13 protein-coding genes are annotated in these 14555 nt (G+C 70.1%); 5 read left to right on the plus strand and 8 right to left on the minus strand.

Annotated features, from left to right (window positions below; translation table 11 throughout):
- Window positions 1-88: 88 nt before the first annotated feature.
- The 3 genes from OG734_RS44715 to OG734_RS44725 are packed head-to-tail and all read left to right on the plus strand — an operon-like array spanning window position 89 to window position 3110.
- Window positions 89-1375 carry a M16 family metallopeptidase gene (locus OG734_RS44715; RefSeq protein WP_330293108.1) on the plus strand — a complete coding sequence of 429 codons (1287 nt, stop codon included), beginning with the start codon at window positions 89-91 and terminating at the stop codon, window positions 1373-1375.
- A complete protein-coding gene (locus OG734_RS44720) occupies window positions 1372-2730 on the plus strand; it encodes a M16 family metallopeptidase (RefSeq protein ID WP_330293109.1) in 1359 nt (452 codons plus the stop codon). Before OG734_RS44715 ends, OG734_RS44720 begins: the two co-directional genes overlap by 4 nt.
- Window positions 2727-3110, plus strand: a complete 384-nt coding sequence (locus OG734_RS44725; RefSeq protein ID WP_330293110.1) for a hypothetical protein — start codon at window positions 2727-2729, stop codon at window positions 3108-3110. Before OG734_RS44720 ends, OG734_RS44725 begins: the two co-directional genes overlap by 4 nt.
- Before the next feature lie 465 nt (window positions 3111-3575).
- Here the strand turns inward: OG734_RS44725 and OG734_RS44730 are convergent, their stop codons facing one another.
- The 3 genes from OG734_RS44730 to OG734_RS44740 form a co-directional block, all read right to left on the minus strand.
- Window positions 3576-4931, minus strand: a complete 1356-nt coding sequence (locus tag OG734_RS44730) for a thioredoxin family protein (protein ID WP_330293111.1) — start codon at window positions 4929-4931, stop codon at window positions 3576-3578.
- Between the two features lie 405 nt (window positions 4932-5336).
- Entirely contained in the window at window positions 5337-5987 is a 651-nt protein-coding gene (locus tag OG734_RS44735) for a response regulator transcription factor (RefSeq protein WP_330293112.1), read from the minus strand.
- Window positions 5984-7138: a sensor histidine kinase gene (locus OG734_RS44740; RefSeq protein ID WP_443065130.1), complete on the minus strand. Its 1155-nt coding sequence runs from the start codon at window positions 7136-7138 to the stop codon at window positions 5984-5986. Before OG734_RS44740 ends, OG734_RS44735 begins: the two co-directional genes overlap by 4 nt.
- A gap of 123 nt (window positions 7139-7261) precedes the next feature.
- On the opposite strand from OG734_RS44740, the gene OG734_RS44745 reads away from it, so the two are divergent.
- Together OG734_RS44745 and OG734_RS44750 are read left to right on the plus strand one after the other, a co-directional pair.
- The gene (locus OG734_RS44745) at window positions 7262-7987 is read left to right on the plus strand and encodes a class I SAM-dependent methyltransferase (protein WP_330293114.1); all 726 of its coding nucleotides are present in this window, start codon (window positions 7262-7264) and stop codon (window positions 7985-7987) included.
- Window positions 7984-8664, plus strand: a complete 681-nt coding sequence (locus OG734_RS44750) for a DedA family protein (RefSeq protein ID WP_330293115.1) — start codon at window positions 7984-7986, stop codon at window positions 8662-8664. The genes OG734_RS44745 and OG734_RS44750 overlap by 4 nt, the downstream gene beginning before the upstream one ends.
- On the opposite strand, the gene OG734_RS44755 is transcribed toward OG734_RS44750, so the two are convergent.
- The 5 genes from OG734_RS44755 to OG734_RS44775 form a co-directional block, all read right to left on the minus strand.
- Entirely contained in the window at window positions 8634-9290 is a 657-nt protein-coding gene (locus OG734_RS44755; RefSeq protein ID WP_330293116.1) for a response regulator transcription factor, read from the minus strand. The genes OG734_RS44750 and OG734_RS44755 overlap by 31 nt on opposite strands.
- A 66-nt stretch (window positions 9291-9356) precedes the next feature.
- A complete protein-coding gene (locus tag OG734_RS44760; protein ID WP_330293117.1) occupies window positions 9357-10562 on the minus strand; it encodes a sensor histidine kinase in 1206 nt (401 codons plus the stop codon).
- A gap of 507 nt (window positions 10563-11069) precedes the next feature.
- Window positions 11070-11816, minus strand: coding sequence for a response regulator transcription factor (locus tag OG734_RS44765; protein ID WP_330293118.1), 747 nt, complete (start codon window positions 11814-11816; stop codon window positions 11070-11072).
- Window positions 11817-11925: 109 nt separating this feature from the next.
- On the minus strand, window positions 11926-12864 hold the full coding sequence (locus OG734_RS44770; protein ID WP_330293119.1) for an SGNH/GDSL hydrolase family protein: 939 nt from the start codon (window positions 12862-12864) through the stop codon (window positions 11926-11928).
- Window positions 12865-13252: 388 nt separating this feature from the next.
- Complete coding sequence (locus tag OG734_RS44775; RefSeq protein ID WP_330293120.1) at window positions 13253-14551, minus strand: sensor histidine kinase; 1299 nt, start codon at window positions 14549-14551, stop codon at window positions 13253-13255.
- Window positions 14552-14555: the final 4 nt, after the last annotated feature.

The raw sequence follows: 14555 nt of genomic DNA on the forward strand, positions 1-14555 counted from the left end.
ATCTCGTTGTTCAAGGGCAAGAAGCCTCTGGTATGTTCACATTCAAGTATTGGTATCGTCAGAAACGAGATGCTGTCGGTGATGACAAATGACTGAGACCTCTGCGGGGGAAATCGTCGAGGAGCGACTGGACAACGGACTGCGGGTGCTCGTCACCGAGAACCGCACGGTCGACGCCGTTGCCGTCAACCTCTGGTACGGGGTCGGTTCACGGGACGAGAGTCCGGGCCGGACCGGCCTGGCTCACCTGTTCGAGCACCTGATGTTCCAGGGGTCGCAGAACGTGGCCGCCGGGGAGCACATGGCCCTGCTCGAATCGTTCGGCGCCGATCTCAACGCGACCACCTCGTTCGACCGCACCAACTACTTCCAGACCGTGCCGACCCGGGCGTTCGAACTGGCGCTGTGGCTGGAGGCGGACCGGATGGGCGGCCTGCCGGACGCCCTGGACCAGAAGAACCTGGACAACCAGCGGGACGTCGTGCGCAACGAACGGCGCGAGCGCATGGACAACCAGCCCTACGGTGACGGCTTCGAGCGCATGCTGGCGCTGCTGTTCCCGGCCGGCCACGGCTATCACCACATGCCCATCGGATCGATGGAGGATCTGGCCGCCGCGTCACTGGACGATGTCCGCGCCTTCTTCCACCAGCACTACGCGCCGGCCAACGCCGTCCTGACCATCGCCGGCAACGTCCGCACCCGCGATGCACTCGACAAGGCGGCCATGTACTTCGACGCGGTCGACGCGGGAGACCGCTGGCACCGTGGACAGGCCGCCGACATGCCCGCGCTGGAGCCGTTGGACAAGCAGGTCCGCGCTGATATGAGCAGCAGGGTCCCCGCCGACGCGCTCTGGTGCGGGTGGCGTATCCCCGCGGACGGCACCGAGGACTTCGACGCAGCCGCGATCGCGCTGCGGATCCTCGGCGGCGGCGCGAGCAGCCGACTGGTCGAGCGTCTGACACGGCACAGCAGGCTGGCCCAGGCGATCGAGGCCGGGCCGAACGACCTCACCGGCGGGACAGGTGTCGCCATGCTGATCGTGGCGGCGCAGCAGGATGCCTCCCTGGCCGAGATCGAGACCATCCTGGACGCCGAGTTGGATCGCTTCGCGGAGGAAGGCCCGAACGAAGCGGAATTCGCCGCGGCCCTGGCGCAGGCCGAGCGGGACTGGCTGGAGAGCACCACGACGCTCGCCGGCCTGGCCGACGAGGTCTCCCGGGCCGCGTGCCTGTTCGGCACCGCCGACCGGGTCGCGGGTGCCGTCGCACGGATCCGAGCCGTCACGCCGGAGCAGGTGCGCTCCGTCGCCCAGACCTGGCTGCGCCCCCAGCAGCGGGCCCAGCTCATCTACCGCAAGGAGCAGTCATGACACTGTCGGCCCGGGTGCCGCGCCCGGTCTCGGGGCCGGCGGCAGCATGGAAGTTCCCCGCCGTCCACCGCACCACTCTGCGCTCCGGCCTGCGGGTCGTCCGCTACGACCTGCCCGGCCAACTCCTGGCGGCTGCTGTTCTGGTGCTGGACGTGCCACCGGAGATCGAGCCGGAGGACCGTGAGGGCATAGCGACCATCATGTCCCGGACCCTCGATGAGGGGACCGCACGCCGCGACAACTCCGTCTTCGCGGCGGAAATGGACCGCCTCGGCGCCTCGTACTCGGCGTCGGTGAACACCGCAGGCATCCAGCTGAACCTGGAGGCCCCGGCTCGGTTCTTCGGCCCTGCCCTCGGCCTGCTCGCCGAGGCGGCGACCGAGCCGACGTTCCCGGCCGCCGAGGTCGAGCGGCATGTGCAGCAGCGTCTGGGGGAGTTGGAGCAGGAACGGGCGGTCGCGTCGAGCCTGGCCGGGACGGAGCGGCTGGCGGCGTGCTTCGAGCAGGACAGCAGGTACTCGCGTCCAGTCGGCGGTCGTGCTGAGAGTGTGCGCAGGATCGACCGGGATGCGGTCGAACTGTTCTACCTCCGGTGGGTCGCCGCTGAGCGTGCCACCCTCGTGCTGGCCGGCGACTTCCAGGGGGTCGACGTCGAGAGGGCGGCAGAGACCGCCTTCGGCGCCTGGGGCGCGAAGGCGGCGGCTGCCCTCGTTTCGGACCAGCACCCGCGCGCCGCCGCGGCGAGCCTCGTGATCGCCGACCGGCCGGGTGCGGTACAGAGCCAACTCGCCTTCGGCCTGAAGGCTCCGGACCGGCGTACACCGCACTGGGCGGATCTGATGGTCGCCGCGCGAGTCCTCGGCGGCGGCGTCAATTCCCGGCTGTCCGCGTCGCTGCGCGAGGACAAGGGCTACACGTACGGCATTCATGCCGGCTTCACGTCGCTCAGACGGGGCGGTCTGTTCTCCATCGACACCCCCGTGCAGACTGATGCGACGGCGCCCGCCGTCGACGAAGTCCTGGCGGTGACCGAGAAGTTCTGCGTGGACGGCCCGACCCGGGCCGAGTGCGCCGAGGCCGTCGACTTCATGACCGGCATCCACCCGCTACGGCATGAGACGGCCCGGGCGATAGCGGCGTCGGCCGCGATGCAGGCGGCGTTCAACCTCGGCGACAGTTACCTCGACGACTTGCAGGACGCGCTGCGGGCCGTGACCCCGGCCAGCGCCGCCGCCGCGTTCCGCGACCACGTCGACCCCGCCGACCTCACCCTTGTCGTAGCAGGCGATGCGGCTGTCATCAGCTCTGCGCTGAGCTCCACCACAGGCCGTGAAGCCAAGGTGATCTCCGTATGACGAGTCCGCGCGGCTCGGACCACGTGCAGGCCACCCTGCGAGCTGTCCGCACGGCGCCCGCCCGGGTCCGGGTTACGGTCGACGTCTCGGTCGACCCCGGATGGCACGTGTACGGTCCTGGTTCGTCCGAGGGGAAGCCGGTAGCACTCACCGTTGACGGCGAACGCGGCCACGAGCTCGAGAAGGTCCGATTCCCGCAGGCCGCCGACGGCCTGTTGTCCGGACGCTTCGAGGTGGAGGCTGAGCTGTCCACGACGGACCCGGATGTCGCACTCATCCTCGCCGTGCAGGCCTGCAACAAGGTTATCTGCGAAGCTCCGGGGTCGCTGCGGCTGAGAGCCGCGGTCAAGGCCCCGGACGGAGTCCCGGGCCAGGAGTGAGCAGCTCGCAGTGCTGCGGCATCCGGTTGCCGGCACCGCCTGCCGGATGCCGCGACCAGCGCGCATCTCCCCTGGGTGCCGAGCGGCAGCCGGGAAGCATCAGGGCGTAAGCAACGGTCGGGCCTGTGCGGCGAGCGCTGCCCGGCGCGCGCAGGCCTGTGTGGCCGGGTCAGATGCATTCGCCGTCGACGCAGAGCTTGTCCGGATCGCAGTCGAAGTCGGACACGCATGCCAGCCGCCCCCGAGTCCGCCACGGCTGGATGTGCCGGCACGGCGCCTTTTCCTCGGCGCGGCTTCTGATGGGCACTACGTCGGCCATGGGGGCTTCGCCCGGTCCGACTGTGCCAAGGATCGGGGCAGGGGAAGTCGTCATGTTCACACCTTCCGGTGACCTGGTTGGGCGGAATGCACTCGCGATTCGTTCTTCTGCCGCCGGCGGCAGCACCTGACAACAATCGGGACAGGTCAGACGGCGGTGTCCAGGATGTGCTGCACTGCCTGCGGTGCCAGCCAGACACCGTTGATCGTGATGGCCGGCGCCGCGCTGCGGAGCCGTAGCCAGGCGACATCGCTGACCTGAGAGGCGACCTCCTCGGTGTGGTGCACGATGCTCAGGGAGGTGAGGCCGGAGAGCGCCCCAAGGGCATCCAGAAGGCCGTCGTCGACGGGCGTGTTGTACAGGTGGAGAGAGGTCAGGTGCTGCATCCGTGCCAGGAGTCGCAGGCCCGCGGAGGTGACCTTCGGCGCGGTGACGGTCAGCGACCGGAGCCGGGTGAGCGTGGCCAGGTGGGTGAGGCCGGCGTCCGTCGTATCGGGCAGGCAAATTCCGAGATCGGTGAGTTCGGGAAGGTTCGCGTCGGCAAGCTCGGCCAGCGCCGCATCGGTGGCCAGGTGCGCGTCCAGGTACAGGCTGCGCAGGACCCTGGCGCGGGCGAGTTGGGCAACGCCGGCGTCGGTGACAGCCTCCGAGCAGAGGTACAGCTCGCGTAGCCGGGGCAGGCCCGCCACGTCGGTGATCATCCTGTCGTTGGCTTCCGGCATGTCCAGCCTGAGCTCGTCGACCTGCCGGAGATCTGCCAACTGGCCGGAGTACGACGCGGGTTGGGACAGATGCTTCACCTGAACGGTGAGTCTGCTCAGATCGGTCAGGTGTGCGACATCGGCCAGCCCGGACCCTGTGACGGCCGAGGCCCGGATCGTCAGCCGGTCTATGCCGTGGGCCGGGAGCTGCCGCAGGAACCGCAGGTCCATGGGATCTGCCCCGGTCTGGTTGAGGAGGAGCCACACGATCCGATCGGCGGGCACCTCGATGGTGCCGTGTGCGGGGCCAACCAGTTTCGGGTCGGGGGTCCAGCTCGGAAACACGCCGATTCTCCCCGGCAAGGTGTCGGGGAAGGTGAGCAGGCGGGGGCCGCGGGCCTTCCAGCCCTCAGGTGTCGGGTCGGCGACCCCGGTTTCCCGAGGACTCGCCGGTGTGTCCTCGCCGGCCGAGGGCATACCGAGCAGCGGGCGGAGCTGGGCGAGCAGTTCGTCCTTCTCCATGCCGCCGAGGATCCTCGCGACCGGCGCACCGCCGACTGTCACAAGAAGCGTCGGGACGGCGTCGATGGCGTACTTCCTCCGGGCCTGCTCGGCCTGGTCGTAGTCGATCTTCAGTACGCGCAACCTGTCGCCGAGTTCGGCGGAGATGTCCTCCACGATCGGCCCCAGGGTCTTGCAGGGCCCGCACCAGTCGGCGTAGACGTACAGCACTACCGGAACCGGCGAGGCATTGAGTGTGTCGTCGAGCTCGTGCTCGGTGACGGTGGTGACGAGGGGCAAGGTGCATCCTTAGGTTCCTTGGTGACGAGGGAGCCCTTTGCGGATCAGGGACGCTCGTTCAGCGGCAGGCCGACTGACGGCCGGTGCCCAGGTCCTCTTCGTGCGGCGGGTGGACACCCACCCGCGTGGGCTTCCTCGCCAGGTGTGGGCGCGCGGCAAACGGGGCGGCACGGTATTGCGGCTGACGACGAGATGCGAATGTTCACGATGCCGACGCTAGGAACGTATGCCTGCTGTTGGATCGGCCGTTGTGTGATGGCACCCCCCTACGAAAGTCGGGGGTCGGCGTGGCAGATGGTGGAACAGCAGGCACTCGGGGCTGCGAGGAGTAGGGGCGGATCGACAGCCTCGGCACCCGCGTCGAGGCTGTCGGACCTCGCCTTCCGCGATCCCGGAGTCCGCTCGTCAGCCTGTGAGTCCCGCGTCGCGGGCCAGCAGGGCGGCCTGGACGCGGTTGGTGACTTCCAGCGTGGTCAGGACACGGCTGACATGTGCCTTGACGGTGCTCTCGCGCATGGCGAGGCGGGTGGCGATGTCGGCGTTGGTGTCGCCGTGGGCGAGCAGGGTGAGTACGTCGCGTTCGCGGGGTGTGAGCCGGTCCAGCCGGGCTTTGGCGGCGGTTGCTTCGGGCTGGTTGGCCGCGTGGTAGCGGTCGATGAGGCGGCGGGCCGCGGTGGGGTGGAGCATGGCCGAGCCGGAGGCCACCAGGTGGACGGCGCGCAGTATTTCGGCGGGGTCGGTGTCCTTGAGCAGGAAGCCGTCGGCTCCGGCGGCGAGGGCGTTGTAGACGTACTCGTCGAGGTCGAAGGTGGTCAGGATGATCACCTTCGGCGGGTGGGGGAGGGCTCGCAGGCGAGCGGTGGCGGTGATGCCGTCCATGCGGGGCATGCGTACGTCGACGAGGGCGACGTCGATGCGGTGGGCGGTGGCCAGTTCGATGGCCTTCAGGCCGTCGGGGGCCTGGGCGACGACCTCGATGCCGGGGTCGCCGTCCAGGAGGTCGGCCAGGCCGAGGCGGACCAGGGCGTCGTCATCGACGATCATGGTGCGGATCATGTGCGGGTGCCGTTCTGTTCGATGCCGGCGGGGTGGGGGATGCGTGCGGCCAGCCGCCAGGCGCCCGCGCCGGCCGGTCCGGAGTTGAGGTGTCCGCCGAGGGCGGTGACGCGTTCGCGCAGGCCGATGAGTCCGTAGCCGCTGCCGACGGTGTCCGTGCGGGGAGTGCCAGGGGGGTTGGTGACCTCGACGAGGGTGGCGGGCGGCCCGTAGTCGATGCGTACGGTCACCGGAGCACCGTCGGCGTGCTTGCGGGCATTGGTCAGCGCTTCCTGGACGATGCGGTACACGGCCAGACGGTGGGTGGTGGGAGCCTGCTCGGGAAGGCCGTCGGTGGTCAGTTCGATGTGCTGGCCGGCGGCGCGGGCCTCGTCGGCCAGTTCGCCTACTTCCCTCATCATCGGCGTGAGGGCGGCGCTGGTTGGCGTGGCGTCGGGGTCGCGCAACACACCGAGAACGTCGCGCAGATCTGTGAGTGCCTCGACGGACGTCGTGCGCAGCAGTCCGAGGCGTTCGGCGACCGGTGCGGGCAGTGTGTCGCTCTTGGTGGCCAGGACACCGGTGTGCAGGGCGATCAGGCTCAGGCGGTGGGCCAGTACGTCGTGCATCTCGGCGGCGATACGTGCCCGTTCCGCGATGCGGGCCGCCTCCTCGCGCAGCTGCGCCTCGACGCTCAGGTGCTCGACGTCGGCTGCCAGCGCCAGGAGCAGGCGGCGCCGACTGCCCAGCCACAGCCCGACGAGCACGGCCAGAACCGGCAGGACCACCGTGGACGCGTAGGACTGGCCCGTCCACAGGGAGGTGGCCCGGTAGCTGAACAGGTTGGCGCCCAGCGCGGCGACACCACAGCCCACCGCCATCCGCGCCCGGCGGTCCACCGCCAGGTCGTACAGGGCGACTGCCAGCATGGGCAACAGCAACGATCCCCACCATGCCGTGGCCACGGTGACCAGCAACGGTGCAGCGGGCCATCGCAGCCGGGGCACGAGCAGGGCCGCTCCGCACACCAGCGCTGTGGCTATGACGGCGGCCAGGTAGCGCCCCTGGACCGCCACGTCGTTGAGCACGGCGGCCAGCACGCACAACACCACGAGCGACGCACGCCCGGAGGCCGCCCATCTGCGGCTTTCTCTGCTGCTCACCTGGGTCATCCTAGGCAGACCGGTGCGCAGTTCCATCTGACGATCGATGCTGTCCACCCCCTACTTTCGTAGGGGGACAGCGTCGCCGAACGACGGATCCCATGTCGGGAGCGGGATTCTAGCGTCGATTCCATGAACGACCGGACCACCTCCCACGACCGTGTCCTGGCGCAGCGCAACGCCGAAGGCTTGATGTTCCTGATCGAAGCCGCCCGTGATCTGCGCACCACGGGTGCCGTAGCCCCCAGCGGCAAGGCCCTGGCCCATGTGCTCACCGAACCCGTACGGGCCCAGGCGCCCCACCCGCTGGCAGTCCTGGAAGCCGGCGCCGGCACCGGCCCGGTCACCCGGGCCCTGATACCCCAGCTGTCCCGGGGCAGCCACCTGGACATCGTCGAGGCCAACCCGCGTTTCGCCGAGAGACTGCGCGGTCTCGTCACCACGCACCCGCACCTGACAGCCACCTCTGCGCAGGTGAACGTGCATCAGACCTACGTCGAGCAGCTCGACACCGACCAGCGGTACGACGTCATCGTCTCCGGGCTGCCCCTGACCAACTTCACGCCCGCGCAGGTCGAGCGCATCATGGCCCGCTACATGGAACTCCTCCACCCCGGCGGCACGCTGACCTACTTCGCCTACCTCGGCACCCGCAGGGCCCGTGCCCTGACGGCATCGCGAGCGGAAGCCCGCCGCCACGCCGCTGTGGACGAGATCATGGCCACCTACCAGCGCACCTACGCCACGGGCCGCTGGACGGTCTGGGCCAACCTTCCCCCCGCCTACGTCTGGCATCTGCAGCGACCCCTCGTCTCCGCGGACCTGGTCGAGCCGCGGTCGCACGGGGCGAGTCGGTGAACGCGCTCTCCGACATCCTCGGCCACCTCTCGCCGGCCGCGGCGTACACGGTGGTGGCCGCCGCTGTCCTGGCCGAGTCGGTCCTTCTGATCGGTGCTTTCGTCCCAACGCTGACCCTGCTCCTGACCGCCGGCGCCCTGGCCCGCACGGGTCAGGTCAACCTTCTCCTCGTCGTCGCAGCCGCAGCCGGCGCCGTGGTGGCGGGTGACTTCCTCGCCCACCGCACCGGCAGGTACCTCGGTGACCGGCTGCGCGGCGGCCAGATGGGCCGTCGCGTTCCGGATGCCGCGTGGGGCCGGGCCGAGACGCTGATGACGCGCCACGGTGGCCGAGCGGTCTTCGTGGCCCGCTTCCTGCCGGTGGTGCGCACCCTCGCCCCGCACTCCGCGGGCGCCACCCGCCTGCCCTACCGGCGTATCGCTCCGTACAGCGTCGTCGCCGCTTGTGTGTGGGCCGCCGCGGAAGCGGGTGTCGGATACGCCGCCGCGACCTCTCTCCAGCGCGTTCTCACGCTGGGCGGCCCTGCCCTCGCCCTGGTCGCTCTGCTGGCGATCGGTGGCTCGCTGCTGTGGCGAAGAAGGCGCCGCCCGTCTCCTCCGACCCAGGAACCGGCGTCCGAGCCCGCCACGAAGTCCTCCGGCCATGTTCAGGCAGGCCTGACGAGGCCGGCGTCGTAGGCGAAGATCACGGCCTGGACCCGGTCCCGGACCCCGATCTTGGTGAGGATGCTGCTCACGTGTGACTTGACGGTGGACTCGGCGAGGGAGAGGCGGTCGGCGATCTCGGTGTTGCTCCAGCCGGTGGCGATAGCGGTGAGTACTTCGCGTTCGCGGTTGGTGAGGCGGGCCAGCTGCCGTTGCTGTTCGGGCGTGTGGCCCGGCAGACGGCTGCCGAACGCGTCGATGAGCTTGCGGGTCAGCCCGGGCGAGATGACGGCGTCTCCGGCGGCCACCGCGCGGATGCCCGCCACGAGTTCGTCGGGCATGGCGTCTTTGAGCAGGAACCCGGACGCTCCGGCGCGCAGGGCGTCGTAGGCGTATTCGTCGAGGTCGAAGGTGGTCAGGACCAGGATGCGGGAGCGGCCGCCGGACTTGATGATGCGTCTGGTGGCCTCGATGCCGTCCATGCCGGGCATGCGGACGTCCATGAGGACGACATCGGGCTTCAACTCGGCGGCCTTGCGGACGGCTTCGGCGCCGTGGGTGGCTTCACCGATGAGAGTGAGGTCGGGGTGCTGTTCCAGGAGCATGCTGAAGCCGAGGCGTTGCAGGGCCTGGTCGTCGACGATGAGCACGGTGGTCATGTGCGGGGGTTCCGTTCTGGTCGAGGATGGGGCTACCTCCCTGCTCATGGGGAGAGGAGCGGAGAGCTAGGGGGAGGGCGGGGTGATCAGGAGACGGGCGTGGACGCTCCAGCCGCCTTCACGGTTGGGTCCGGCGGTTACCTGGCCCTGGTAGATGGCCGCTCGTTCGCGCATGCCGATCAGGCCGCGGCCGTTTCCGGTGCTCTGCCTTCGGGAGCGGGGTGCGCGGAGAGGGCCGGTGTCCTCGACGTCGACGTGGACCGTGCCGGCCCCCACGGTCACCCGGACGCTGCTGGAGGTGTCGGCGGCGGCGTACTTGAGGGTGTTGGTGAGAGCTTCCTGGATGATGCGATAGACGGCGAGCTGGAGGCCGGGGGCCAGCGCGCTGGGGTCGCCGTCGGTGCTGAGGGTGACGCTGGGACCGGCGGCGCGGACGCGTTCGATCAGCGGGCCGAGGTCGGCGACGCCGGGTTGCGGAGCGAGCGGGGCCTCGTGCGGCCGGTCGTTGTCGTCGCCGATGACGGCGAGGAGTCGACGCAGTTCGGCGAGGGCGCCGCGGCCGCTGTCAGCGATGATCCGTAGGATCTCGGCACCGCGCTGGGGCTTTGCCTCGGTCAGGCCGGCGGCGCCGTCGGCGAGGCCGACGATGACGGCGAGAGTGTGCCCCAGGATGTCGTGCATCTCCTTCGAGACGCGGGCGCGTTCCTGGGCGACAGCGAGGCGGGCCTGCTGGTCCTTCTCCTTCTGCAGGGCGGCGATGACGACGTTCACCAGGCGGGCGGCGAGGCCGAGGCCGGCGATGGCCGTCACCGTCACCATCCCCAGCAGGATGAGAGGTTCCGGGCGGGTGGCGTACTCCGTCTGAGTGTCGCCCCACAGCCCGGCGGCCCAGGCGACGAGCTGCGCCAGGGAGACGGCCAGGGCGATGAGCAGTTGGCCGGGGGCGGCGAAGCGGCCCACGTTGAACAGGGCCACGAGGCGTGCGACGTCGCCGCTGGCGTTGGCACCGTGAAGGGCCCCTGTGTAGGCCGTCAGCACAGCGGTGGCAGAGGTGACCGCGAAGACCAGCATGGGCCTGCGCTCCCGCCACAGCAGCGGCGCGGTCAGGGCGACGGTGAGGGCCAGCTCCTCGGCGACTCCGGATCCGCCGGCGGAGGCGAGGACGGACGGCATGCCCAGGGAGGCGCAGAACAGCGGGACGCCCCACCGCCGGACCCAGGGATGGGTCCGGTCCGCCCACGCCCAGGAAGACAGCCGAGCGATGATGGACACGATCACACGCTGCTCATCGTCGGTCGTCAGTGCCTCGGGCAGCCCGGGCCGCTCGGGGAGGTGTCGACCGGGCCGGGAATCCTGTGGGGTCGTGGGGGTCAAGGTCTGTGCCCTTCGCGGTGCAGGCGAGCCGCTCGCCGGTCCCGGGGGAATGGACGGACGGGCGGCGACTGGGAGAGAACGCCGACCGGGGCCGACCGCTCTTTTGCGATCGTACGGCTGACAACGGTTCGGGGTCCGCGGCCGTTCTCGCCTGGTCACCGCCCGCGCCCCTGCCCGCGCCGCCGGAGCCGGATGTCACCAGTGGTGGTGGGTGAAACGCCGACCGGCTCGAGTCGGTGCAGAACGATGGCCACGCAGTTGCTCCCGCCGGGAAAGACGTCATTGCCTGGACGGGCCTGACCGGTCCCGGGCTACAAACTAGGAGCGGATTCGACCGATGCCACGGCACCGCGGGAGGGAATGTCGCGGCGCCGACTAGTACTGGGGTACGAGAGTTCGTCCTCCTCACGGCTGCGACAGGGCCTGGCGGTCCACGGTCTGGGTTGCGGGGTCGGTGCGAGCGCGGTCGGGCGGGGGGAGCGCCGAGCGAGTGGTGTGCGGTGCGATCAGGCCCGACTCGTAGGCGAAGGCAACGGCCTGGACGCGACTGTGGGCGCCGATCTTGGCGCGGATCCGGCAGGCGTAGGACTTGACGGTGGTCGGGGCGATGGACAGGTGTTCGGCGATCTCGGTGGTGCTCCAGCCGGAGGCCAGGGCGCCAAGCACCTGTCGTTCACGTTGGGTGAGTGTGCCGAGTCGCTGTGCTGGAGGGGGCGTGGAGGCGGGTGACCGTCGTCGGACGATGTCGATGAGCCGACGGGTGAGGTTCGGCGGGATGACGGCGCCGCCGGCCGCGACCGCGCGGATGGCGGCGGTGAGCTCGTGCGGGGCGGTGTTTTCCGGAAGCAGTGCGTCAGCGCCTGCCCGAAGTGCGGCCCAGGCGTATTCGTCGAGTTCGACAGGGGCGAGCACCAGAACGTGAGAGTGGAGCCGGCTGTCGCGCGCGATGCGGCGCACGGTGTCGATCGAGTCCGTGGTGGGTTCGAGGATGTGCATGAGGACGACGTCCGGGCGGAGCGCGGTGGTCATGCGGACCGCTTCGGCACCGCAGGCCGCCTCGCCGACCGGCCTCAGGTCTGGCTCGGAGTCCAGCAGGAGGCGGTAGCCGAGGCGTTGCAGCTTCTGTTCGTTGACGATGAGAACGGTGGGCATGTTGCCGGGTTCTTCCTGTGGGGGCGATGCCGGCGACGAGCGCGGTGGGACGGGGCAGGTCGAACAGGCCGGTCTTCGGAGGCTGGAAGTTCCTGTCTCCTACGGGCGTTCAGGTGCCGATCGCACGGAGTACGGCGTCGGCCATGCCTTTCTCGCCGTGCGCGTTCGGGTGGACGGCGGCGGCCGGGCTGCTGGGCTGGAGGGGTTCTATCCAGCGGGTTTTCTCCGCGGAGCAGGCGTCGTGGCCGACGGACGGGGAGTAGGTGTCGACGTACGTCGCTCCGGCGGCTTCAGCCTGCCCGCGCAGCATGGTGTTGAGCTGCTTCTCCTTGTCGTGCAGGTAGGTCGCGTCACCGGGTGCGAGGGGCAACTCCCTGCCGCAGCCTTTGGCTTCGGCGGGCAGGATCGCCGGATAGCCGACGACGTAGACGCGGGCCTTCGGCGCACGCCGTTCGATCTCGGCCAGCGCAGCGGAAAGCTGTCGGCCGGTCGCCTGGATCTTCTGTGCCACTTCGTCGGTGTCGCCGGCGACGTACTGCTTCTTGCAGGGCGCCGTGTCGGAGAAGAGGCGGCCGCCGCCGGTCGCGCGGTACACCGCTCCCATCGTGACGCACTTCGTGACCGTCGAGCCGAACCCGATGTCGTTGCCGCCGATGCCGAGGGTGACCAGCCGCGTTCGCGTCGAGAGGGCCGAAAGCTGGGCGGCGTTGGTGCCGTTGGACGTCTTCTGCGGCGCGGTGAGGTCGGTGATGGTGGCGCCGCTACAGCTGACGTCACGGAAGTCGGCAGCCTTGACGCCGAGTTGGTGTGCCACGACCGCGGGATAGTTGTGGTCGGAGCGGTCGCATCCGGCCGGGGTTCCGGACTGTCGGGGGATCTTCGGGCCGGAGGTGTAGGAGTCGCCGAGAGCGACGTAGGGCCCCGGCTGCGGTCGCTCGGCCCCGGCGGAACTTCCGTGGTCGCCGTCCGGCCGTCCGATGAGAACGGCGGTGAGCAGAACACCGCAGCTCACGATCCCGGCCAGACCTGTGCGTGCATACGCTCCCATGGGTTTCTCCTGTCGTCGTCACAGATGACCAACTGCTGGGTGGGCACCGCGGCGCAGGTGACTGCGGGCGATGGGCGGCGGTGCCCGGAACGGGACCGGCAGGACCGGCTGGGGAGGTGGAAGGCTTGCCCGGATCACGGCGGGGACGAGGGCATTTGCGAACCTGTTGTCAAACTAGGCGGGGAAACGCGCTTGTCGTCGGCACCGCGGGACCGATTGCGGCAGTGCCGAGTAGTACCGCGGTAGGAAGGCACGCCGACTCGGGGTGGAGGTGCGTCAAGGCCGGCCGGGTCGGCGTCGTGGCGTGGCGCTCGCGCCGGTCCTGACCGGGCGGCAGGCCGAAACGCCAAGCCGGGGCAGGGCTTGGCGTTCGGCCATGAAGACAGTGTCAAACGGGGCGTTTCTGCAAGGAGTTGGCAGGCGCGTTGGGGATGAGGAGGGCATGGACGGTCCAGCCGCCGTGCGGGTTGCGGCCGGCGGTGACCTCGCCCCGGTACAGGGTGGCGCGCTCACGCATACCGACCAGGCCCCGGCCACTGCCCGTCCCGCCACGGTGTGCATGGGTGCGCGCCGGCCCGGTGTCCTCCACGGTGATGCGTACGGTTCCGGGGTCGGCTGCGATGGAGACGTGGACCGAGGTGTCGGAGGCGGCGTACTTGACGGTGTTGGTCAGGGCCTCCTGGATGATGCGGTAGGCGGACAACTGGAGTCCTGGGGCCAGGCTGGTGAGGTCGCCGTGCGCGTGCAGGGCTACGGCGGGGCCGGCGGCGCGGACCCGGTCGAGCAGGGCGTCGAGGTCGGCGAGGCCGGGCTGCGGGGCGAGCGGGGCATCGTGCGGCCGGTCGTTGTCGTCGCCGATGACGGCGAGCAGGCGGCGCAGTTCGGCCAGGGCGTCGCGGCCGCTGGCGCCGATGATGCGGAGGGTCTGGGCGCCGCGTTCGGGCTTGGTCTCGGCGAGGGCCGCGGCGCCGTCGGCGAGGCTGACGATGACGGCGAGGGTGTGGCCGAGGATGTCGTGCATCTCGCGGGAGACGCGGGCGCGTTCCTGCGCGGTGGCGAGACGGGCCTGCTGGTCGCGTTGCTTCTTCAGGGCGTCGATGTAGGCGTAGGCCAGCCGCAGGAGCAGACCCAGTGCCGCGAACGCCACTACGGCGACCATCACCATCAATGTCACGGGCTCCGGACGCGTGACGTACTCCAGCTGTTGGCCGCGCCAGAAGAAGTAGGCCCATGCGACGAGTTGCACGAGGGTGACGCCGGTGGCGACGGCCAGCTGGCGCGGCGTGCAGTGACGGCCGACATTGAAGAGGGCGACCACCCTGGCGAACTCGGCGCCGGTCAGCACGCCCAGAGGAAGAGACACAATGGAAACGGCCGTGGTGAGGGCGAAGACCAGCATGGGGCGTCGTTCCCGCCACAGCAGCGGGATGCAGAAGGCGAGGATGATCGGCAGCTGGGGGTCGCTCACGTTGTGGGGATTGGTGTAGGCGTCGCTGCCGACCGCGAAGCAGAACACCGGGATCCCCCACCGACGGGCCCAGGGCCGGGCCCGGTCGGCCCGCCGCCACGAGGCGAGCCGGGAGATGACCGACACGATCACCCGCTGCTCGGGATCGCTCGTCAGGGCCTGAAGGAACTGGCGCTCGTCCGGGCGTGGTCCGGGAGCGGGGGCGCTCGGTGCGGTCACGGGG

This window comes from Streptomyces sp. NBC_00576 (assembly GCF_036345175.1).
Lineage (GTDB): Bacteria > Actinomycetota > Actinomycetes > Streptomycetales > Streptomycetaceae > Streptomyces.